Source organism: Corynebacterium phoceense, assembly GCF_900092335.1.
GTDB classification, from domain to species: domain Bacteria; phylum Actinomycetota; class Actinomycetes; order Mycobacteriales; family Mycobacteriaceae; genus Corynebacterium; species Corynebacterium phoceense.
The window spans coordinates 772211-793607 of record NZ_LT596208.1; the positions used below are offsets into that span (position 1 = coordinate 772211).

Genomic DNA, 21397 nt, shown 5'->3' on the forward strand with positions numbered 1-21397 from the left:
CGATGCCCCCGCAACCTTCCGGTTGGCGGGGGTTTCGCGTGTTTTAATCGGCGACGACGTATTCCCACTGGGGGTCGGGGATATGTCCGTCGCGCAGCTCGAGCAGTGCCAGGCCATGCGCCATGGCGGTGTAGCTCAGCCCCAACTGCGTATTGTTGTCGGCCATCCAGTGGAAGGGCTCGCGCGCCCAGCCCGGCAAGTCCCTGGGCAAGTACTCGCGCGGGAAGAGTCGGCCCGTCATGAGCTCGTAGAGATAGGGGTTCTCACGGAAATAGTCGCGGTGGGCGGCGAGGACCCCTGTGGCGCCGTTTTCTTCCCATCCCTCGCGCAGATGCTGACCGTATTCGCTGAGTGCCTCTGTGGCGACGAGAGCCGCGATTTCCTCCATACCGGAGACGTGCTTGTAGAGACTCGGCGCCTTGATACCGATTTCATTGGCGATGTCGCGAATAGAAATCTCTGGCCACCCGTAGTCCTGTAGGAGCAGGCGGGCGGCGGTGACAATCTCGTCCGTACGGCTCATGAACGTATCTTTCTTCCGGCGGGCGATAGATTCTACGCGTGCCCGTGTAACAATGAAGCTAACACAATTAGCCACGCGATGTCACCTTGAGAACTTGGTCTGACCTGCCGATTTGTCACACGTGCCGTTCCTGCCTATAGTTATATCTCGTCGCACAGAGCGAGTCACTTACACCGACAAGGTGAAAGAGACAAGCACTTGATGACAATGGCCTATGGTGTAATTGGCAACACAACGGTTTCTGGTACCGTCATTCTAGGTTCGAGTCCTGGTAGGCCAGCAGTGTTTACTGCTGGAACAAGCAGTAACACTAGTTCTATGCCCCGTTCGTCTAGCGGCCTAGGACGCTGGCCTCTCACGCCGGTAACACGGGTTCAAATCCCGTACGGGGTACAAAATAGCGAAAGCCTCCAACTTCGGTTGGAGGCTTTCGTCATGCATGGCCTGTCTACTGCGCAGCGTGGTGCTCGCCGACGAGACGCGCGACGTGCAGCGCAAGGTAGCTCACCTCGTCGTCAGTGAGCGGCGCGCCAAGGCGCAGCTCGAGGACGGAGGCGAGGCGGCTGGCGCAGGTTACCGCTTGCGGGTGGGACAGCTGCAGGCTGTCTTTGAGGACGCTCATGCCCTCGTTGAGCTGCCGGCCTTCGCTCACGCGCACGAAGAAGTAGCGCATGTGCGTGATAAAACGTGCGGCGGAAATGGACTGACGGTCGAGTTCGATGTCAAAGCTTGTATCGATGATGTCGAAGAGCTGCCCGAACACGCCCGTCATGCGGTAGGTTTCCGCAAGGTCGTCTGTGTGGAAACCAGCGTTGACCAAGTGCATGGCGATGGCAACGGCCTCGACCTGCGGCAGGTCGAGCTCGAGCTGCTTGTTCACGTGGGCAAGAATCCGCTCTCCGGCCGCGTACTCAGCGGGGTAGAGGTGCTTGACCTCGGCGGTGAGTGGATGCGGCTGGGCGGCGGTGGCGGCATCGGCAGCAACGCGCACCGCAGCGACGCTGAGGTGGTCAGCGAGGGCCACAACGGTGGCCGAGCCTCGATCCTCGAATTCGGCACGGAGCGCGTCATCGGCCGCGGCGAGGAACCTGGGGTCCAGCGCCGCGAGCTGTTGCGCGAGGTTATCGCTATCGCGATCATTTTCGGGCCTGAACGTGCGCGTGACTTTGTCAGTCTTGACCGGCTGGCCAGGCTTCGCTTGGAAGCCCACGCCCCACCCAGTGAGGATGGCTTCCGCGCCGGTCTCGTCGACCGCGAGGACGACGTTGTTATTGAGCACACGCACGACCTTCATCGCTGCAGATTGCCTCTCTTTGGATGGGAACGGGCGGGACTACTTGGTGAGGGACTCGCCGTTGGTGGCGATGACCTCTTTGTACCAGTCGAAGGACTTCTTTTTGTAGCGATCGAGCGTGCCGGAGCCGTCATCGTCGCGGTCGACGTAGATGAAGCCGTAACGCTTGGACATCTGCGCTGTCGATGCGGAGACCAAGTCGATGCAGCCCCACGTGGTGTAGCCGAGGACCTCGACACCGTCCTCGACAGCCTCGCCGACCTGGACCAGGTGCTGGTTCAGGTAGTCGATGCGGTAGTCATCCTCGACAGTGGGGCCTTCGGGGCCATCGACGAGCTTGTCTTTGGCACCCAAGCCGTTTTCAACGATGAACAGCGGCTTCTGCCAGCGGTCCCAGTATTCGTTCATGATGATGCGCAGGCCGACCGGGTCGATTTGCCAGCCCCACTCGGAGGCCACGAGGGTTGGGTTGGGAACGCCACCCACGATATTTCCTTGACCTGCCGTGTCCTTGGCCGGATCAGCGGTTTCGCACACGGACATGTAGTAGGAGAAGGAGACGAAGTCGACCGTGTTGGTAAGGTCGTCACGATCCTGCTCAGTGATATCCAGCTCGACACCGAGGTTCTTGAGCTTGCGCAGGTAGTAACCCGGGTAGTACCCACGGCAGTGGATATCACCAAAGGCAAGGTCATCGTGGCTCTTATCCAGCGCTTTGAGGGCATCCTGTGGATTCGGCGTTAGCGGGTAGCGTGGCACCGCGATGATCATGCAGCCGACCTTGTTGTTCGGGTCTATCTCGTGTGCAATCTTAGTGACACGTGCAGAGCCCACGAGTTCGTGGTGGACAGCTTGGTAAAGCTTCTGCGGGCCAACCTCCTCTGGCGTGCCCTCGAGACCACCGAAGAACGGGAAGTGGAGTACCGAATTAATCTCGTTGAAGGTGAGCCAGTAGTGCACGCGACCCTTGTAACGCTCGAACACGGTGCGGCAGTACTTCTCAAAGAAGTTGATGACTTCACGGTTGGACCACCCGCCGTACTCGCGTGCGATGGCGAGAGGTGTTTCGTAGTGGCTCAGCGTGACGAGGGGCTCGATGCCGTACTTCTCGAGTTCGTCGAGCACGCGGTCATAGAAGCGCAGGCCCTCCTCGTTCGGCTCATCTTCATCGCCGCGTGGGAAGATGCGGCTCCAGGCAATGGAGAAGCGGAAGGTCTTAAAGCCCATCTCACCGAACAGTGCGATGTCCTCGGCATAGCGATGATAGAAATCGATGGCCTCAAGCTTGAGGTTGTCATCCGTGGGGCCTTCCGTGGGCGGAGTTTGCAAGCCATCGGGCATGACGTCTTGGATGCTCAGGCCCTTGCCATCCACGTTGTATGCGCCTTCGATTTGGTTTGCGGCGGTGGCGCCGCCCCAAAGGAAATTCTGTGGGAACATGTATGGATTTCTCCTTGTGATGAGTGCTGGAAGGCAGGACGTTGGTGTCCAGCCTAGGGATAAGTGGATTACTTCGCCGCGCGCAGGCCGGGTTCTCCAGCGACGACCAAGCCAGGCTGTGCGAGGTGCTCGACCGTGCTGAGCTTCTTCGAATTGGTGACAATGAGAAGGGTCGTGGCCTTGTACCCAGCCTTAGCTACCGCGTCGAGGTCCACGTCGACGATGGGCTGGCCAGCTTGGACGTGGTCGCCCACCGTGACGTGGGGCGTAAAGCCCTCGCCGTCCATCTGAACCGTGTCGATGCCTACGTGAACGAGGGTCTCGACGCCACCAGCTGACTTGATGCCGACGGCGTGGCCGGACTTGGGAGCGGCGACGACTTTGCCCGATACCGGTGCGAGCACCTGTCCATTCGATGGCTCGACGGCGATGGATTCGCCCATGGCGCCTGAAGCGAAGACCTTGTCTTCAACCTCGTCGAGCGGGATGACCGTGCCGTTGACGGGGATGAGCACCGTGTCAGACGACGCGTCCTCTGTTGCAGCGGCCGTGTTGTCGTCGCCTTCAGTGGCTTCGAGCTCGGCTGCGGCCTTAGCGGCCTTGGCTTCTTCTTCCCTGCGCTCAGCGCGGGGGAGCAGGATCCAGGTACCGACAAACGCGATGACCATGGCGATAATCGTGCCGATGACGAACATGAGGAAGTTGCCTTCGCCCAGTGCCGCAGGGAATGCGAGCAGGGACGGGAACGTGAAGGAGTTGAAGGACACACCGGCCAGGCCGATGATGATGCCGCCGACAGCACCACCCACGACGCCAGCGTAGAACGGAACCTTGAGTGGGAGGTTGATGCCGTAGATGGCAGGTTCAGTAACACCCGCCAGGATGCCGGAGACAGCGGACGGGCCGGCGAGCTTGCGACGCGCCGGAAGGTGCGACCGGAGTGCGACAGCGGTAACTGCTGCGGCTTGGGCCATTACGGCTGCCTGGAGAGGTGCCATCATCGCGGAATGGCCCAGGTTGGCGATGTCATTGAGGAAGATAGGGACGAAGCCCCAGTGCAGACCGAAGATGACGAGGACCTGCCAGAAAGCACCGAGCAAACCCCCGGCCAGCCACGGAGCGACCTGGAACAGCCAGGCGACGCCAGCAGAAATCCACGCGGCCAGCTTCATAGTCAGGGGGCCTACAGTGAGCAGGACGATGGGGACCATGATGAGCAAGACGAGGACTGGAGTCATGAAGTTGCGCACCGCGGAAGGCAGAATCTTCTCGCAGTAATGCTGCACGTAGCTGGCCAGCCACACGGTGACGATGGCCGGAATGACGGACGAGCTGTAATCCATCGCCGTGAGCGGAATACCGAGAAGCTTGAGGTCAGCGTCAACCGAAGCGAGCCCGATAATGCTCGGGTAGACGAGCGGAGCAACGGTCGCCATGGCGATAAACTCGTTCATCTTGAACCGACGTGCGGCGGTCACTGCGAGGAACATGGGCAGGAAGAAGAACAGGCCGTCTGCCAGTGCAGCAAAGACGATGTAATTCGTGGATTCGGTGTCAAACCAGCCCAGGTTTGTTCCAGCAGAGAGGAATGCTTTGACGAGGGCAATGCCGGCGAGGGGCCACAGGATTGGAGTAAACAGCGAAGAAATGAGCTGGATGAAGGCGTTAAATGCGTTGGGCTTTTCTCCATTGTCTTCATCGGAATCTTCGACCGCTGCGCCCCTGGCACCCTTGGTCGCCATACCGGGTAGCGACACCACGGCGTCATACGCAAATGGCACATCGTTGCCAATGACGATCTGATGCTGGCCACCGGCCTTCATGAGCGCAATGACGCCCGCGGTGTCCTCAATCTTTGAGTCGTTGACTTTACAGGCGTCTTTAATCTTGAAGCGCAGACGCGTGGCGCAGTGGGTCACGGAGCTGACGTTGTCTGCTCCGCCGAGTCCTTCGAGCACTGCCTTGGACAGCGGCTCGAAGTCGGTCTTCGTGGTCATCGTGTACTCCTTGGTGGAAGAGCTGGGCGAAAATGCAAAAAGACCTGAGCCCCACGCGCGCCCTTGAAAGGCGAGCGTGTTGCTCAGGTCTTGCCCCGAACTAAATCGGGTTACAATCCGCGTCCCAGCGTTACTGGAAACCTGTTCTTATGATGCTGCGGAGCGCTCATAAAAGTCAAGAAAAGTGTGGTACTTCACGAAAGTGACGAGATGCCCCATGAGGTGCTCATGTCGGGGGCCTGATTACTGTGTACTGAGAGAAGTAGCCGCACCGCAGTATCCCAGGAGAGACGACGATGAGCGAAGAACGTGAGCCGATGAATGCAGTCCCGAGCAGCAGCCCCGAGCTGCGTACCCAGTTGGCGCAGCAGCTAGCTGAGCTCGTTCCGGAAGCGTTCAGCGACGGCAGGATCGACGTCGCGAAGCTCGGTGAGCTCCTTGGCGAGGATGCTTCCGATGCCGCCGAGCGCTTCGGCTTGTTCTGGCCTGGGAAGAAGCGTGCCATGCGGGCAGCACAGCAGCCCACTACCGCCACGTTGCGGCCCGATAAGGCCAACTCCAAGGAGTGGGATACCACCGAGAACGTCTTCATCGAGGGCGACAACCTGGAAGTCCTCAAGGTTTTGCAGAAGCACTACCACGGCAAAATCAAGATGATCTATATCGATCCGCCGTACAACACGGGTCACGATTTCGTCTATCCGGACAACTTCAAAGAGGGGATTGGCACCTATCTCGACTGGTCGAAACAAGTCAACGAGGAAGGCAAGAAACTCTCCTCCAACTCTGAGTCGGAGGGGCGTTTCCATTCCAACTGGCTCAACATGATGTATCCGCGCCTGAAGCTCGCGCGCAACCTGCTTAGCCAAGACGGCGTCATCTTCGTGAGTATTAGCGATGACGAGTACTCGCACCTAAAGAAGTGCCTCGATGAAATCTTTGGCGAGCTGAACTTCGAAGGCTCGATCCACTGGCGCCGGCGCCACAATCAGCCCAATGACCCCACCAAGCTCATCGGGCTTGTGGCCGAGCACATTCTGGTCTACGCACGGAACTCGGCGCATCTCAAGCGCGCTGGCGTGGGCAAGCTGCCGCTCACGGGCAAATTCACGAACCCCGATAACGACCCGCGCGGACCGTGGAATTCCAAGCCATGGAAGGTGGGTGCAGGCCAAGGCGGTTCCTCGTACACGATTGTTTCGCCTACGGGCGTCGAGTTCAACGAGGTGTGGATGGGCGAGAAGGCGACCTTTGAAAGGCTGCTTGCTGATAACCGCATTGTCTTCACCAAGGGTGGCGACGGCTTGCCGCGCAAGAAGCAATTCCAGTCCGAGCGTGAGGAAAGCGGTCAGTCCGCCACCAACTGGTTCCCGCATGAATTGTTTGGCAGCAACCAGGAAGGCTCCGCAGAAGTCGCTGAACTCTTCGGTGTAAAAAGCATTTTCAGCAACCCCAAGCCCACGAAGCTGCTGCAGAACTTGGTGCGCCTGGGCAATCTGAACGACGGCGATATTGCCCTGGACTTCTTCGCGGGATCCGGAAGCCTGGCGCATGCCGTCATGCAGCTTAATGCCGAGGACGGCGTGCGTCGCCGTACCATTCAGGTGCAGCTTCCTGAACCCACACCGGAGAACTCCGCAGCGCGGAAGGTCGGCTTCGAGGACATCGCGAGCATCTCCCGTGAGCGCATCCGGAGGGCAGGTGACAAAGTGGCCGCCGAGTACGCCGGGGTGATCGCACAACGCGAGGTGCCCCTCGATACGGGATTCCGTTCCTACGTGCTTTCGGATACCAACTTTGTGAAGTGGCAGACGGCGGCGGATACGGACGTGACGACGCTGGAGCAGCACTTGCTAGACCTGCGCGGAAGCGTGGACGACGACGCTACGGTGGATGACATCCTTGCGGAAATCCTCATTAAACAGGGATTGTCGCTCACTGAGAAGATCCGTGACTGCGACATCGCCGGCGCGGGTTATAAGGCCGTGGTTCGCAGCGACGGGGCTGGCGGTGAAGAGGTTGCGGTTTTGGCGTATCTCGACGAGCATGTCACCCCGACTCTCGCGCAGTTGCGTGATGCGGTCGCCATGAAGCCAGTGCAGTTCATCATTCTGGAAGATGCGTTCCAGGGAGACGACGAGTTGAAGACCAACCTCGTCCAGATGTGCCGTACTGCGGGTGTGGATCTCTGGACCGCCTAGGGGTAATGGCAGACCTTTTCGTTCGAACTGGTATGGAGGTACCCCATACCAGGCAGGGGCCACACTATATTTTGCTGCACAAAAGAGGGACTGTGGGTGAATACCAGCTATTAGTTTTGCGAAGGTCTTCCCACGGCGCGGACTGGGGTTTAGGCTACGGGTTGTAAGCAGAAAGCGGACAGAAAGGATGCGAATGGACGAAAGTCAAGCGCATTATTACTCAGACGGTTTCTCCCTGATGTAGTGCGAAAATAGCGGCATAGCCATAATCCACAACTTCTTTTTTAACAACGATTGTACGAAGTACAGGAGCTTAAAAGCACAATGCATATAGGACGAAACGTCGTCCCGGACCAGCGCCACACAACCTAGCTTCTAGCCCTTTTACCTACAGGTTTGCAGCGGAATAACCACTGATTCGATCCGCACCACGGCTCCGCGAAGCTTAAACGAAGTAGCGCACACACGGTCCGGGATTTTTATTGGTTTTCTAGGCCTTTACTTGTGCTGAACCGGGTTGATTTGGGAAGCATGTGAACGATGGCGCGGGCCACGTGCTTTGCGCTTGCTTGCATGTCCACTGAGAGGCATACGGTCCAATCGTGGCTAACTCTAGGGTCCGGATCTGTTGCTGTTGCTACTGTTCGGTGCGTGCCGCTTCTTCTTGCTTGCGCTGGGCTTCGTGCTTCGCGATGACTTCAGCATCGTGACGCAGCGCGTAGTGAATACATCCTTGTGGTTGGAGAGCGCAGGAACCTGTGTTCGCTGGCCACTGGGATGCTGCACTTTCACATTCGTCCTGTGAGTTGTAGGGGGTCGCGTAAGAACCACTTGTATCCATGGTCAGCTTCGTGCAGAACGACTGGATCCTGGTGGCTCGGTTCTTGCGCAGGCGCTGTGGGTTCTGACGTCGCTAGTTCGTTGTGTTCGGTCGTGGGGGCTCTGTCGTTTGGTGTGTTGTGCTGCTGCTCGTTGCCGGAGGAGTCGTCGTGCTTGTTTTCGTCGGGGACTCTTTCACTGTGGTGACGTGGGTAATGGTGACCCGTTCGGACTCGCCCGTGTTGCAAGCCGTTAGCGCCAGTGCGGTGGCGCAGAGGGTGGTGCTGGCACATAGTTTTTCCGTCGCATTTCTATGGTGTGTACTGCGGATTTGGTGGAATGTAGACGCGTCGTTTACTCTTATGAAGTCCGCAGCGAGCCTCGCTTACTGCACAGACCGCGCCCCGTTCGTCTAGCGGCCTAGGACGCTGGCCTCTCACGCCGGTAACACGGGTTCAAATCCCGTACGGGGTACAACGTGGCGGTTTCACGTTTCTGACCTGCAAAGTTCACGAAACTGACAATCGCCGAACGAAATCCCGATTCTCGCCAATGAGAATCGGGATTTTGCTTGTTTTGCGTGATCCTTGGTGCTTAAAAGCAACAGAGATAGAGCGAGTTTTTGGCTCAACGGGCAGTAGCCCACGACCTGTAGACCACGGCCTATACAGGCGGTGGTCTTTGTTGGTCTTTAGGCTGCAGCCGGGGGAGCCTGGGGTGCGACGTTGCCAAACGTGTTCCAGTCAGAAACTCGCTTACACGGCTGAGTTGGAACCGGGTCACTTTTGTCACTGATGTGTACTCCCGGAGGATTGTCGGGTGGGCGTTGTCTGATTCGATGCGTACTGAGGCGTTGCCGCTGCAGGCGTTGAACCAGGCGATCGTGTGCGCCAAGGAAACGGCGGGCCTAATTCACCATTCAGACCACGGCTCACAATATGTGAGTATCGTCTACAACGAGCGCCTGGCTGAGCACGGAATTACGGCGTCTACCGGCACTGTTGGTGATTCCTATGACAATGCTTTGGCTGAGAATGTCAACGGCTCCTACAAGAATGAGCTGATTCATAGGCGCTCATGGGCCGATGTCGTCGACGTGGAAATCGCGACGTTCGAGCGGGTTAACTGGTGGAACGAATCACGGCTCCACCAGAGCCTGGGCTACCGCACCCCAGCTGAAGTCGAAGCCGAATTTCGGGAACACGACCCCAGTCGAGAAATAATGGAAATCAAGGCAAATGCCTAGGAACAAAACCCGGGGCACTTCACGTACTCAACGGCGAGTTCGTAGCCCTGCTTCTCCACGGCCCACGTCACGAGATCTGTCAGGAACAGATTGTCCTGCGCATCAGGGGGCAGGTCGGGGTGGGAGAGTAGCTGGGCTACGAAGTCGGGGATAGGGGTGGTAGGCATGTCAGCCGTGCTTCAACTCGGCTACTAGGGTCGCTGAGTCGCCCATGATCTCGACGGCCTTATCCCTGACAGATTGGCGAACGCGAGGCGAATTGAATACGTCCACAACCCAGCGGTCGAAGATCTCAAGCTGTAGGTCTAGCGACGATGTAGACCACGCTAGATCTGCGAGTTCGTGATAGTCCATGTACTTGGTCTCGACATTGATGCCTGCCATCGTCAGCGGCTCTGTAGGCACGTCGTTGGTTCGAGAGTGGGCTACGTAAATGACTTCCAAAGCGCAGAACTCTGGGTCTGTAATTTTCGACCACTCGTCTTCAACGCGGTGATTAAGACTCGCTTCCAATGACTTCTGGTGGTTTTCAACATAGGCTTTGGTTAAGTGCCCACCATGTGCTTCGAGGGCGATTGAGCGGATCTTGGTCGGGGTGTCCTGCGAACCAGAAACAAACTGGGTGAACTCGACGTCCCCTAACTTCTTACGCGACGTATTGGTAGCATTCACGTGATCTCCAAGGCCATTAGGTCGCCAAGTCGGATCAGTGACAAATGCTAGTGAACTCAGCGCGTCAACGACTCGCTGCTCAATGACACCGTAGGTATTAGTCTCGCGTTCGCAAATCTCTTCCACGATGCTGTGGAAAGCTTGCTGAGGGTTAGTAATCTTGACGTAGCGACGCTCTTCTTTGAGCATGGACAATGTGCGAACCACCCAGGCCCGTAGCACTCGTGCAACCTCGACACCGGCTGCGTGAGGGATACTCTCTAGCAACTCAACCAGAGCGACTAGTGCATGTGCATCGTCTCCGCCACGGTTTAATGCCCACTCTCGGCTTAAGAACGCGGTGGCCTTGGCATTGTTAAGGAATGGGTTGTTCGTACTTAGTTCAAACTTCTCAAAGACATGGTTGGCACTCGTACCACGAGGCACGAACTCATAGAGGCTGCCTGCTGGGTGGTCGTAGTATTCCACGATGAGACTCAGCCAGTACAACATTTGGAAGTAAGGCCAATTGACTTCACTGGAACCCGCTTCGTCAGCAGCTCCTACCAGCAATTCGAGTTGCTCTTCGACATGCGAGTGGGGGACGAACTTGTCCGCCATTGTATCGGCGATTTCGAGGGAGTCGTGCAGCGAAGCATCCGCAAAAAGGAGACCACCATAGTCAGAATCGATCTGCCAGGTCTTGTCGATTTCGTCTTCCTTGGGTGGGACAGCTTCGGCCTCATAGCTGGCTGCGATTATCTGCACAGCTTGGAACGGAACCTGTAGTGACTGGTCGGTTGCTGCGAGTGTGCGAACAATCTGTGAGGCGGAGTAACCTTCAGCTCGTTGCAAGTACCCGATGATTCGAGCCTTCGACAAGAGCAGCTTTGTTACCCACCAGTCTGGGCCTCGCCACTTGTTGCCTCCCTTAGTGATTCGCTTAAATAGGTCGAGATAGGTGGGGCCAGTAATCGAATAGTAATCCTCGGTGTATGCCTCAAGAGCGGCAGTAATTACCGCTTTGAGAAACTTGGACGGCTGCTTTCCGTGTTGCCATTCGTCAACATCATTGTCAATCTGAATGCCGCCGTCATCCACGGTGCGTTTGAAGTCGGCTAGGACAGGCTCAATCCATGCATAGCCAACCTGGGAGTGCGGGCTACGAGGGAGCTGCAGCCCATCGATAGCTAGTTTCAGTGACTGAGGGTAGTTGTCGGTCATGACTCCCAAAATCCCTTTCGGCGAGCGCAGTGTTTCGTCCAAGCGGCGGCGAGAAGGTCGGCAGTCTCAGTAGGGGACAGCCCTAAAGCTTCTCCCCAGGCAAAAGTCTCGTGGAGTCCAAGCTCACGGTTGAAAGATTCGACCTTTGAAATGATGGACTGCTCCGTTCCAAGCTCGCGTGCAAAAGCGGTCTGGGACATTCCCTTTTGTTGACGCAGGTTCGCTAGGTGCTCTACAACCTCGCGGCGGAATGCGTCTACAGCTTTTCCGTTTTGCATAGGGACAGCCTAAGTCACCCCCCACTTCGACAAGTTGCTATTTAAACAAGTAGGATGTCGAGCTATGACGAAATCGAATAGCATCGCCCCCGTTGGTCAGTATTCTGGGTCGGTTGTATCCCTATACTCCGGCGCAGGCGGTCTCGATCTCGGCTTTGCACGAGCCGGGTTTAACGCAGTGTTTGCCAACGACATTGCACCAGACGCAACCCAGACTCATAAGCTGCTCCACACGATTCAGGATCCGCAATGGAAAGATGTGGTGGGCAATCTAGCTGAGGCTGACGTGCATTGCGACGACGTGCGAAATCTCAGCGACAAGTTCTACGAAGGGCAGGCTGATCTCGTTATTGGCGGCCCGCCGTGTCAAGGATTCTCCGTCGCGGGTCGAATGGATCCTAACGATCCTCGTTCACGCCACGTATTTGACTTTCTTGGGCTTGTTGGACGCATCAAGCCGAAAGCTTTTGTTATGGAGAACGTGGCTGCACTCGCACGAAACAAGCGCTGGAAAGACGTTATTGCGCAGCTGCGGGAAGAGGCTGCTCTCAACTATAAGGTTGACCTCGTGGTGCTCGATGCCTCGGAATGGGGCGTTCCGCAGAAGCGACTTCGCATGTTCCTGATCGGCACGCCGCTAGATAGTCCAGACCTTGACTTCTCTACACCGCCGACTCGCGACAACCCGCCGTCTGTCCGGGAGGCACTAGGGCAGCTGCCGACGTATGGAGAGCCGGGGAACGACTCGCTGTGTACAGCAAAAATTACGATGGCAAAGAACCCAATCCTGCGTTTGTCCCCATACGCAGGCATGCTATTTAACGGCCAAGGGCGTGCAATCAACCTTGATCGTCCAGCTCCGACTTTGCCAGCTTCAATGGGCGGAAACCGAACGCCGATCATCGACCAAGACGCCTTGGAGTTTAACCGTCCTGCCTGGATTGAGCAGTATCATCAGCGCTTGTTTGTCGAGAAAAGAAAGCCTTTCACCGAACTCCCGAAAGATGCTCACCTGCGTCGTTTGACCGTGGAAGAAGCCGGCGTAATTCAGACGTTCCCGCGAGACACGCCGTTCCAAGGACAGCAATCTTCAAAGTTTCGACAGATTGGTAACGCTGTACCTCCAATGCTGGGATTTGCAGTGGCTAATGCTGTGGGCAAAGTCTTGTCGTAGGTCTTGCCCTGGCGCTTCTACGCACCTACGATCAGTCACAGCTGCCGTTGCCTAACAAGGGAGGTCGTATGCCCGCTCAGAAGCGTCTCGTGGACACGTATCCCGACTGGCCCGACACTGATCCCGAAGATGTACGCAACGCGGTCCATCGCCGGTTGCTCCTGCTCGCTAAAAGCCTGAGGAACGAGGTCGGCAAAAACGGCTCTGTTCGCTACGTGGCGGAGCGCTCGCATGTCTCACACACCATGATTACCCGCTTCATTCGCGGGGAGTCGATCCCCAGAGTCGATACCATCATGGCGATTGAAGAATTTGTGGAGACGAGTGTGTGGCCGGAACGGGAGACCATAGCTAAGCCCGTCGAGTTGCCGGAGGGATCCTGGACCCGGTAGACCGGTAGGTCATCCCTACGACCTCGAAGCTGTCGAGAGAAAGGGCCGGCGAACATGGCCCTCGAAACCTACCAACCATCCACCATCCCTGCTACCCGCTGGGAAGCGATTCGTGACTTTACTGTAAGCCTTGGGCAGCAATACCGCGACCTGCACCCTGAGATCGCCTACAACCGCTACATGCCTGTCCTGGCGCGCCTGGTCGATGTGGTGTGCAACAGAGATGGCTATGAGCAGGACGTGGAGGTCGTGCTTGACGCTGAGATGATCGAGATGATGATTCGCGATGAGCTTGGCGATCTCTCCGTGTACTCGGCAGGTGACCAGGACGGGCTTAAGGATGGCGAGGAAACCCGACTCGGTACTGATCCGCGCAAAGCAGATACTGACCAGGACGGGCTTACTGACGGATTTGAGGTCGACGACACCGGTACGGATCCTCTGAAGGCGGACACTGACGGCGACGGAGTGGATGACGCGGAGGAACTGGACGCGGGTTCGGATCCGCATATCAAGGATTCGGATGGCGATGGCCTCGACGACTTTGAGGAAATTCAGACCTACGGCACTGACCCACTCTCACGCGATACGGATGCGGACGGCTATAACGACGCCTTCGAAGTGACCTATCGAGCAGTCAAGGAGCTTGATCCGCTGTTTGAGGACGTAGAGGTCTCGAAGCTCACATACGCCAAAGATTTCGCCAAAGGAGCCTTCGCTGGCGATGCCATGCCGGTAGATTCCGTCGCTTGGTTGGCAGGGAACATTCTCGTCGCAGGGGCAGGGTTCATTCCGGGTATCGGCAAATTCATTGCGCATGCTACAGATCTACGAGACTTTTTGGTCTCCGCTATTCATGGTGATTGGGTCACGGCGGCGTTTACTGCAGTAGGCATCATTGGATTTGCTGGAGACGCTGCTTCCATCCCGAAGCGTGTATCGGCTTTTAGCACCACATACCCTGCGCTGGCCGCGAGTGCGGGCACGCTCATTGCAAGGATTCCGAAGCTTCCCAAGCCGGTTCGCGAGAATGCAAGCAAAGGTGTTTATAAGCAGTGGGATTACCTCGTTAAGGAAGGCGCAACTCCCGAAAGCCTTCTCCGCCTGATGAAGGGAGGGCGGGTGAACCTCGACAAGTTAGCGGGATATCGCCAGCGGCCGGGACATGTTGCAACCCCAGCTGTGGAGTTTATGAAAGATGGCCGCGCAGGCGAGGACTATCTCAAGCTCATGCTCGTGAAGAAACGACTCGTGAGGAAGAATATTGAGCCCTCAACCCAGGTCGTGCTGCGGACGTCGGAGTGCGTTGAGGTGAGCAACCGGGCGGTGCGGCGCGTGGATGTTTTCGCTGACGGAATTGCCCACGAATCGAAAGTGGGGCCGGTGGTGCTCACGGAGTCTATTAGAAGGCAAGTCGAATCTGATGCTTACCTCATAGAAACCGGACAGATCAAAGGAGCAACGTGGCACTTTTTCCCCAGCGCCGTATCAAATCAATTGGGTCCGAGCGAGCCCCTTCTCGAATTGCTCGAGAGCAAAGGGATTAAGTACAGCATCGCCTTGCCTCGCTAAATCGGCCCGCTGCTGTCCGCTGCACACGGGGGCGCTCTTCGCTATTGTCGAGACGTATGAACATTCGTGCTGTGACAGAATCCGATATTCCAGGCGCGGCTGCCGTGTTGGCGGCCGCGTTCGCTCATGATCCGTCGTTCGGACGGGTGATCGGAAACCTCGAGAACCCAGAGGAGGCGCTTGACGCGTTGTTTCGGGCGCAGCTGCGCACGCAGTATGTTCCGCGCGGCGTGGCGGATATCTGTGAAGACGAGGACGGGGAGGTGCTCGGGGTAGCGCTCTGGGAGCGCCCGGGCACGACGTTTGGGGCGGGGTCGTATTTGCGGCTGGCGAGCGAATTGGCGCGCGTCTTTGGCACCGGATTGGTCAAGCTCGCGGTGAGCGAAGCACAAGCGGCGAAGTACCATCCAGAATTCCCGCACTGGTACCTCTATACGCTCGTGGTAGCGCCAGGAGCGCAAGGCCAAGGCATTGGTTCTCAGCTGCTGGAGCATGGATTGACGCGCGCAGGAGACGATGCGGTGTATCTGGAAGCCACGACGCAGGGGTCGGCGCGGCTGTATACGCGGTTGGGGTTTGTTCCGCTCGGGGAGATCCCCAGCAAGGACGCAGGCCCCAACGAGCTGGCCATGTGGAAGCCGCCGGTGGTCTAGCTCGCCATGACCTTGGTGCTCGCAATCGCCGCACTGAGACGCTCGTGATAGCCGTCCATGAGGCGACGCAGCCAGAGCCCCAGGATGAGCGCGGGGATGGTGAAGAGGACCAGCAGACCGAGTTCCCGCCACAAGTCGCCCTCATAGGAACCGGAGATGGCCGCGCGCAGCGCGCTGATGGCATGCGTCGCAGGCAGCCAGGGGCTAGCTTTCTGGAAGAACTCGGGCAGCAGCGGCAGGGGGTAGGAACCGCCGGCGCCAGAGACTTGGATGACGAGGAGGACGACGGCGATGGCCTTGCCCGCGTTGTCGAAAGTGACGACGAGGGCGTAGACAAGCATCATAAACACGAGTGCGATCACCCAGCCCACGACGATGAGTTGTATGGGGTGCTGTGGGGCGATCTCGACGAAGAAGATAAGGCCCGTCGTCACGAGCGTGGACTGGATAAGTGCGATAAGCGCCAAGGTGAGAAAGCGGCCGAGGAAGATGGCGTTGCGGCTCATCGCGGTCTCGCCGCGGCGGTAGGTGCGCTCCGCGTTGGCATAGATGAACACACATGCAATGAGCGCGCCCACCCACAAAGCGAGCGTGGTGTAGAACGGCGTCATCGCCGCGCCAAAGGACTTCACAGCGAAGACAGCTTCGCGGTCCAGCCCCAGGGGCGAGGCCAAGCGGGAGGCGGTGAGCCCCGGATCGTCGCCGACGACGCGCGCGAGCTTATCCAAGTCGCCCGTCTGGCGGGCGTCATCGAGCGCGGAATTGATGCGCTCGAACTCGGCCGACTGTGCGGCGAGTTTGTCCGCGAGCGCGCCTACTTCGTCACGCGAGGATTCCAGGCGAGAGGCCAGTGAGTCTGCACCCGCGGCATTCGCGCGGGCGGCATCGAGATCGGAACGCACCGTGGCGACGTCGTCGGCGACCGCCTTGATGGACTGTGACAGCTCAGCGACCTGTGGCTTGAGATCCGTGGTGTAACTCGTGCGGGCGTCTTCGACAGCGCGCGAGGCGCGATCCACGGCGTCGCGGGCGCGTTGCGCTGCGGCCGAGGTGTCCTGTGCACCGGTCTCGAGGGCGGTGGCGGTCGTGTCCAAAGAGTCGGCCATTGCGCGAGCCTGGGCGGCGGCGGTATCGAACTGCGTGGTGGGCAGGGCCAGGCCGGCAAGCGCGCCGCGCGCGGTGTCGAGACCTTCCGCCTGGGAACGGACTTGCTTGGCAAGGTCGTGTAGCTCATTCGGATTGAGCGCGTTGGTGCCCGTCGCGTCGTCGAGGCGGGCGCTTACCGTGCCGAGGCTGGAGGAAGCAGCGGTGAGTGCGGAAGAGAGAGCATCGGCAGACTCGCGCAGCGTCGCGTCGAGATTGACGGGAGAGGATGACTGCGTGGCGGGTGCGGTGGAATCACTCGTATTGGCGCGCGCGAGCAGCGAGTCCGCGCTCGTAGCCAGGGGAATCGCGCCATCGATGAGCCCGGTGAGCGAGCGGACGGTGGCGGACGCCGAGTTGAGGCGTCCGCTGGTGGCCTGCATGCGGGTTTGGATGGTGCTCAGGGCGGACTGCGTGTTGTCCTCGTTGAGGTAGTCATCGAGCGAGGAGAGCAGGCCCAGCCCGACGTCGGACAGGACCTCGGCGAAGCTTTCGTCAATATTATTCGTCACGCCGGTGGCGACCTTGGACGTAATGGATGAGCTTAGCGCGTTCTTCTTCTGGTTTGTATAGAGGTCGAGGCGGGTGGGCTCGGCGCCGTCGAGGTAGAAGGTGAGCATGTCGTCGCTGAAGGACTCGGGTAACACGATGGAGGCGTAATAGTCGCCGGACCTCGTGCCCTCCACGGCGTCGGCGCTGTCTGTGATGACCCAGTCCACGGAGTCGTTGCGCGCGAGCTGGGAAAGCACCTGGTCGCCCAGGTTGACGTTGAGCTTGCCCACATCGGTGACGTGGCCCTTGTCGTTACTGGCCACGGCGATACGGAGATTGCCCGTGTTGCCGAAGGGATCCCAGGAGGCCAAGACGTTGAACGTCGTAAAGATGAGCGGGATGATGAGCACGCCAAAGACGATGAGCGCCGTGATGGTGTTCGTGCGGATGGCGCGCAGGTCGTCGCGCAGGATGGACAATGCGTTACGCATGGGTATCGCCCTCCGGTAGGGATTCGGCGCGCAGATGGCGGCGCAGTTCGTTCTCTGGCAGGCGCGCGAGGTCTTCGGCGCGGGCGAGGGATTGCTTGACGTATTCGAGCGTGAGGATGACGCCGAGGGCTACTAGAGTAACGAGGAGAGAAAGCCCGAAGTAGAGCGACTTGTTGCCAGCATCGAAGTGCGCGATGACGCCGAAGGCGACGATGAGAAGGAACCCCGTCGCGATGGTGATAGTGACGACCTGCGCGTAGTGCCCGCGCACGCCGCGCCAGCGCCCGCCCAAGCCCTCGGTAAACGCCGTGCGGTCCTGGAGAACCACGAGGAGGTCTGCCAGCTTGTAGCGCGAGCCTTGCGCGTGGATTTCCTCGTTCGTGATGAGGCCGCCCGCGGCGAGTTCCTCGTTCACCATCGTGTTGACGTGTGCAAGGCGGCGACGCAGGATGACGCCCGCGATAAAGGCGAGAAGCGCCATGCCGGCGAGCGCTGCGAGGTCGCGCCAATAATGCAGGCTGTAAAAGCCGCCCACGGTCTCGCGCATCATGGAAATGCCGTAGCTAACCGGCAACCACGGGTAGAGCTCGCGGAAGAAGCTGGGCGTCATCTCGATGGGATAGAGCCCGGACGCGCCGGGGATCTGGATGAAAGCGAGCACGACGGCGATGACGCGCCCGATGTGCCCGAACGTCGAGACGAGGAAGAAAATAATGGACAGATACGCCAGCGCGATGAGCGCGGCGGTCGCCACGTAGGCGGCGGGGGAGACGGTCTCGACGCCGAAGGCGAGGTTGCCCACGGAGACGATGAGAGCCTGCGCCACGGCCATGATGCCGAGGAAGAGGTACCGCGCCGTATAGGCCTGTCGCACCGTACGCGCCCCGTCGACCTCCGAGCGGTAGATGATGAGCAGCATGAACGCGCCAATCCACAGCGCGAGGTTGGTAAACAGCGAGCTCATGCCCGAGCCATAGTGCTCGACGGGAAAGACCGAGTGGCTATCGACCTGCGCCGGCGCGGCCAGGAAGCTCGACACAGCGACGGTATCGAGACCGCGCACGGTGGTGAGCGTTTTATCGTTGTTCGCATCCTGCGTGAGCGCCAGGATATCCGTACGCGCTGTACGCAGGGTCGACTCGATGTCGCCCAGGTCCGCATCAAAGGAGGCGAGCACCTGGTCCGCGCCCTGCAGCTGCTTTCCGATGCCCCCAATCAGCTCGCCAGCCTGCCCCACCAGCTCCTCCTGTGCATCAAGCCGCGCGCTCAGGCGCGCGGTGGTGGACTCAACTCCGGCGAGCGCCGCGTCGATGCGCGCCGTGCCAACCAACCCGCCTTGGGCATCTTTCGCCTGCGCGACCGCGTCGTCGAGGGCGCTCGTCGCGGTGTCGAGCTCGTCAAGGCCGCGTTGTGCGTCGCCGCGCAGCCGGTCGATGCTGTCCACGGTCGCCGCCGCTTGGTCATGCGTCGCCCGCAGATCGCCAGCGAATTGTCCAGGCACGATTTTGAGCAGCGCGCCAGTCTGGTCGCNCGCCCGCGGCGAGTTCCTCGTTCACCATCGTGTTGACGTGTGCAAGGCGGCGACGCAGGATGACGCCCGCGATAAAGGCGAGAAGCGCCATGCCGGCGAGCGCTGCGAGGTCGCGCCAATAATGCAGGCTGTAAAAGCCGCCCACGGTCTCGCGCATCATGGAAATGCCGTAGCTAACCGGCAACCACGGGTAGAGCTCGCGGAAGAAGCTGGGCGTCATCTCGATGGGATAGAGCCCGGACGCGCCGGGGATCTGGATGAAAGCGAGCACGACGGCGATGACGCGCCCGATGTGCCCGAACGTCGAGACGAGGAAGAAAATAATGGACAGATACGCCAGCGCGATGAGCGCGGCGGTCGCCACGTAGGCGGCGGGGGAGACGGTCTCGACGCCGAAGGCGAGGTTGCCCACGGAGACGATGAGAGCCTGCGCCACGGCCATGATGCCGAGGAAGAGGTACCGCGCCGTATAGGCCTGTCGCACCGTACGCGCCCCGTCGACCTCCGAGCGGTAGATGATGAGCAGCATGAACGCGCCAATCCACAGCGCGAGGTTGGTAAACAGCGAGCTCATGCCCGAGCCATAGTGCTCGACGGGAAAGACCGAGTGGCTATCGACCTGCGCCGGCGCGGCCAGGAAGCTCGACACAGCGACGGTATCGAGACCGCGCACGGTGGTGAGCGTTTTATCGTTGTTCGCATCCTGCGTGAGCGCCAGGATATCCGTACGCGCTGTACGCAGGGTCGACTCGATGTCGCCCAGGTCCGCATCAAAGGAGGCGAGCACCTGGTCCGCGCCCTGCAGCTGCTTTCCGATGCCCCCAATCAGCTCGCCAGCCTGCCCCACCAGCTCCTCCTGTGCATCAAGCCGCGCGCTCAGGCGCGCGGTGGTGGACTCAACTCCGGCGAGCGCCGCGTCGATGCGCGCCGTGCCAACCAACCCGCCTTGGGCATCTTTCGCCTGCGCGACCGCGTCGTCGAGGGCGCTCGTCGCGGTGTCGAGCTCGTCAAGGCCGCGTTGTGCGTCGCCGCGCAGCCGGTCGATGCTGTCCACGGTCGCCGCCGCTTGGTCATGCGTCGCCCGCAGATCGCCAGCGAATTGTCCAGGCACGATTTTGAGCAGCGCGCCAGTCTGGTCGCGCAGCGTCGTGGCCGCGCGGCTTGCAGCATCAAGGCCGCCTAGCGCCCCGCGCAGTTCGCCCGTGAGCGTGCCCACCGTGGCATTCGCAGCGGCCGTGCCGTCCGCGAGCGCCTCCGTGCCTTCGGCTCGCGCGTCGGTGAGGCTGCGGCCGGTCTCGCCTGCGGTCTCCCGAATGCCTGCGGAAAGGGAGTTGACGCGGGCGAGGGAGGAACGGGCATCGGCAAGCGTGGCGTTGACATCGCGCAGGGTCTGCTGAGTTTGCGCGACCTTGGGCTGGGCCGCGGCCAGTTCGTCGCGCACGCCGGCGAGGATGCCATGCGCATTCTCCAGCGAGTCCGCAGTCTCGCCGAAGTTGCCCGCCGCGCTGTTTCCCGCATCCGTGAGCTTCGCGTTCAGCTCTCCGCCCTTGTCGCGCAGCTCCGAAGTGACGGCCTCGGCGACGGACTCCTTAAAGGTCTGGCCAATGGTCTCCTCAAGCGTCGAGGCGCCTGTGTCCGTGATTTTGGGGGCCACCGCATTGAGCTTTTCGTTAACCTCGTAGTGCAGCGTGGGCTGGTGATACTCACCCTCGAAAAGGCTCACGAAGTCTTGGCTGAACTCGGCCGGGACCGTGACGGATGCGAAGACGTCGCCGCGACGCACGGCCTCGGCCGCCTGGTCCGCGTCCATGAATTGCCAGCCCAGTTTGTGGTTGTCGTGCAGCTTGTCCACGAGCTGTCCACCCACGTTGAGGTGGCCCGTAAGCTCCGAGTCCGCGCCGCGGTCCTCGTTGACCACGGCGACCTGGAGGTGTTCCGTATTTTTATAGGGATCCCAGAACGCGCGCACGTTGAACCACGAGTAGAGCGCCGGCGTGACAAGGACGCCGATGGCGATGATCCATACCGCAGGCGTGCGCCACACACGCGCGAGATCTCTGTGGACGATTGACCAGATTGTTGACACGGCGTAAACGATAGCACTTCCTCCGCTTAAGGCCTGTCTAGGATATGGGCAATGACGATGACGTTGCAGATCGCCGTAAAGTCCTAGGCAGTCTCATGTTTGCACAGATCTTAGGCGGTATCTGGCAGGGCGTGGATCGAAATCGGCCTCCTCATCGCGGTGGGTATGATGTTTGCGGTCGTGCGGCGAC

16 protein-coding genes and 3 tRNA genes are annotated in these 21397 nt (G+C 59.6%); 9 read left to right on the forward strand and 10 right to left on the reverse strand.

What is annotated here, in order from left to right; all coding sequences use genetic code 11:
- Nucleotides 1–43: 43 nt before the first annotated feature.
- Nucleotides 44–523, reverse strand: coding sequence for a TetR/AcrR family transcriptional regulator (locus tag BN9444_RS07785; protein WP_066510448.1), 480 nt, complete (start codon nt 521–523; stop codon nt 44–46).
- A gap of 208 nt (nt 524–731) precedes the next feature.
- Between BN9444_RS07785 and BN9444_RS07790 the strand changes: the two genes are divergently transcribed.
- Both BN9444_RS07790 and BN9444_RS07795 read left to right on the forward strand, forming a co-directional pair.
- A tRNA-Gln gene (locus BN9444_RS07790) sits at nt 732–803 on the forward strand.
- Nucleotides 804–843: 40 nt separating this feature from the next.
- Nucleotides 844–916: transfer RNA gene (locus tag BN9444_RS07795), tRNA-Glu, on the forward strand.
- A gap of 55 nt (nt 917–971) precedes the next feature.
- Here BN9444_RS07795 and BN9444_RS07800 read toward each other — a convergent pair.
- The 3 genes from BN9444_RS07800 to BN9444_RS07810 all read right to left on the reverse strand — a co-directional run bounded on the left by BN9444_RS07800 (nt 972) and on the right by BN9444_RS07810 (nt 5254).
- Nucleotides 972–1817: a PRD domain-containing protein gene (locus BN9444_RS07800; RefSeq protein WP_068801713.1), complete on the reverse strand. Its 846-nt coding sequence runs from the start codon at nt 1815–1817 to the stop codon at nt 972–974.
- Between the two features lie 39 nt (nt 1818–1856).
- Nucleotides 1857–3257 (reverse strand): glycoside hydrolase family 1 protein, encoded by a 1401-nt coding sequence (locus tag BN9444_RS07805; protein WP_066487586.1) that lies wholly within the window; start codon nt 3255–3257, stop codon nt 1857–1859.
- Between the two features lie 68 nt (nt 3258–3325).
- The gene (locus BN9444_RS07810; protein WP_068801714.1) at nt 3326–5254 is read right to left on the reverse strand and encodes a beta-glucoside-specific PTS transporter subunit IIABC; all 1929 of its coding nucleotides are present in this window, start codon (nt 5252–5254) and stop codon (nt 3326–3328) included.
- 296 nt (nt 5255–5550) lie between these two features.
- Here BN9444_RS07810 and BN9444_RS07815 point away from each other — a divergent pair, with 296 nt between their 5' ends.
- From BN9444_RS07815 to BN9444_RS07825, 3 genes are all read left to right on the forward strand, one after another.
- Nucleotides 5551–7455: a site-specific DNA-methyltransferase gene (locus tag BN9444_RS07815; protein WP_068801715.1), complete on the forward strand. Its 1905-nt coding sequence runs from the start codon at nt 5551–5553 to the stop codon at nt 7453–7455.
- Nucleotides 7456–8675: 1220 nt separating this feature from the next.
- Nucleotides 8676–8748 (forward strand) — tRNA-Glu (locus BN9444_RS07820).
- 289 nt (nt 8749–9037) lie between these two features.
- A complete protein-coding gene (locus BN9444_RS07825) occupies nt 9038–9520 on the forward strand; it encodes a transposase (protein ID WP_420888719.1) in 483 nt (160 codons plus the stop codon).
- Here BN9444_RS07825 and BN9444_RS14520 read toward each other — a convergent pair.
- Genes BN9444_RS14520 through BN9444_RS15560 form a run of 3 tightly spaced genes read right to left on the reverse strand, consistent with a single transcriptional unit; the run spans nt 9517 to nt 11673 of the window.
- Nucleotides 9517–9687 carry a hypothetical protein gene (locus tag BN9444_RS14520; protein WP_154666906.1) on the reverse strand — a complete coding sequence of 57 codons (171 nt, stop codon included), beginning with the start codon at nt 9685–9687 and terminating at the stop codon, nt 9517–9519. The genes BN9444_RS07825 and BN9444_RS14520 overlap by 4 nt on opposite strands.
- A 1-nt stretch (nt 9688) precedes the next feature.
- Complete coding sequence (locus BN9444_RS07830) at nt 9689–11395, reverse strand: hypothetical protein (protein WP_068801717.1); 1707 nt, start codon at nt 11393–11395, stop codon at nt 9689–9691.
- Complete coding sequence (locus BN9444_RS15560; protein WP_068801718.1) at nt 11392–11673, reverse strand: helix-turn-helix domain-containing protein; 282 nt, start codon at nt 11671–11673, stop codon at nt 11392–11394. The genes BN9444_RS07830 and BN9444_RS15560 overlap by 4 nt, the downstream gene beginning before the upstream one ends.
- Before the next feature lie 64 nt (nt 11674–11737).
- On the opposite strand from BN9444_RS15560, the gene BN9444_RS07840 reads away from it, so the two are divergent.
- The 4 genes from BN9444_RS07840 to BN9444_RS07855 all read left to right on the forward strand — a co-directional run bounded on the left by BN9444_RS07840 (nt 11738) and on the right by BN9444_RS07855 (nt 15464).
- Nucleotides 11738–12847, forward strand: coding sequence for a DNA cytosine methyltransferase (locus tag BN9444_RS07840; protein ID WP_068801719.1), 1110 nt, complete (start codon nt 11738–11740; stop codon nt 12845–12847).
- 68 nt (nt 12848–12915) lie between these two features.
- A complete protein-coding gene (locus tag BN9444_RS07845) occupies nt 12916–13239 on the forward strand; it encodes a helix-turn-helix domain-containing protein (protein ID WP_068801720.1) in 324 nt (107 codons plus the stop codon).
- A gap of 54 nt (nt 13240–13293) precedes the next feature.
- Entirely contained in the window at nt 13294–14811 is a 1518-nt protein-coding gene (locus BN9444_RS07850; RefSeq protein ID WP_068801721.1) for a hypothetical protein, read from the forward strand.
- Between the two features lie 56 nt (nt 14812–14867).
- Entirely contained in the window at nt 14868–15464 is a 597-nt protein-coding gene (locus tag BN9444_RS07855; RefSeq protein WP_068801722.1) for a GNAT family N-acetyltransferase, read from the forward strand.
- On the opposite strand, the gene BN9444_RS07860 is transcribed toward BN9444_RS07855, so the two are convergent.
- Genes BN9444_RS07860 through BN9444_RS07870 form a run of 3 tightly spaced genes read right to left on the reverse strand, consistent with a single transcriptional unit; the run spans nt 15461 to nt 21207 of the window.
- Complete coding sequence (locus BN9444_RS07860) at nt 15461–17590, reverse strand: YhgE/Pip domain-containing protein (protein WP_068801723.1); 2130 nt, start codon at nt 17588–17590, stop codon at nt 15461–15463. The genes BN9444_RS07855 and BN9444_RS07860 overlap by 4 nt on opposite strands.
- Entirely contained in the window at nt 17583–19091 is a 1509-nt protein-coding gene (locus BN9444_RS07865; protein ID WP_199872858.1) for a YhgE/Pip family protein, read from the reverse strand. Before BN9444_RS07865 ends, BN9444_RS07860 begins: the two co-directional genes overlap by 8 nt.
- Nucleotides 19051–21207: a YhgE/Pip domain-containing protein gene (locus BN9444_RS07870; protein WP_084759284.1), complete on the reverse strand. Its 2157-nt coding sequence runs from the start codon at nt 21205–21207 to the stop codon at nt 19051–19053. The genes BN9444_RS07865 and BN9444_RS07870 overlap by 41 nt, the downstream gene beginning before the upstream one ends.
- Nucleotides 21208–21397 lie beyond the last annotated feature (190 nt).

What these genes read in the sequence shown, in the direction of transcription:
- BN9444_RS07855 (WP_068801722.1), top strand. Translation starts at nt 14,868, where the DNA reads ATGAACATTCGTGCTGTGACAGAATCCGATATTCCAGGCGCGGCTGCC.
- BN9444_RS07800 (WP_068801713.1), bottom strand. Translation starts at nt 1,817, where the DNA reads ATGAAGGTCGTGCGTGTGCTCAATAACAACGTCGTCCTCGCGGTCGAC.
- BN9444_RS07785 (WP_066510448.1), bottom strand. Translation starts at nt 523, where the DNA reads ATGAGCCGTACGGACGAGATTGTCACCGCCGCCCGCCTGCTCCTACAG.
- BN9444_RS07815 (WP_068801715.1), top strand. Translation starts at nt 5,551, where the DNA reads ATGAGCGAAGAACGTGAGCCGATGAATGCAGTCCCGAGCAGCAGCCCC.
- BN9444_RS07845 (WP_068801720.1), top strand. Translation starts at nt 12,916, where the DNA reads ATGCCCGCTCAGAAGCGTCTCGTGGACACGTATCCCGACTGGCCCGAC.
- BN9444_RS15560 (WP_068801718.1), bottom strand. Translation starts at nt 11,673, where the DNA reads ATGCAAAACGGAAAAGCTGTAGACGCATTCCGCCGCGAGGTTGTAGAG.
- BN9444_RS07810 (WP_068801714.1), bottom strand. Translation starts at nt 5,254, where the DNA reads ATGACCACGAAGACCGACTTCGAGCCGCTGTCCAAGGCAGTGCTCGAA.
- BN9444_RS07860 (WP_068801723.1), bottom strand. Translation starts at nt 17,590, where the DNA reads ATGCGTAACGCATTGTCCATCCTGCGCGACGACCTGCGCGCCATCCGC.
- BN9444_RS14520 (WP_154666906.1), bottom strand. Translation starts at nt 9,687, where the DNA reads ATGCCTACCACCCCTATCCCCGACTTCGTAGCCCAGCTACTCTCCCAC.
- BN9444_RS07805 (WP_066487586.1), bottom strand. Translation starts at nt 3,257, where the DNA reads ATGTTCCCACAGAATTTCCTTTGGGGCGGCGCCACCGCCGCAAACCAA.
- BN9444_RS07830 (WP_068801717.1), bottom strand. Translation starts at nt 11,395, where the DNA reads ATGACCGACAACTACCCTCAGTCACTGAAACTAGCTATCGATGGGCTG.
- BN9444_RS07850 (WP_068801721.1), top strand. Translation starts at nt 13,294, where the DNA reads ATGGCCCTCGAAACCTACCAACCATCCACCATCCCTGCTACCCGCTGG.
- BN9444_RS07840 (WP_068801719.1), top strand. Translation starts at nt 11,738, where the DNA reads ATGACGAAATCGAATAGCATCGCCCCCGTTGGTCAGTATTCTGGGTCG.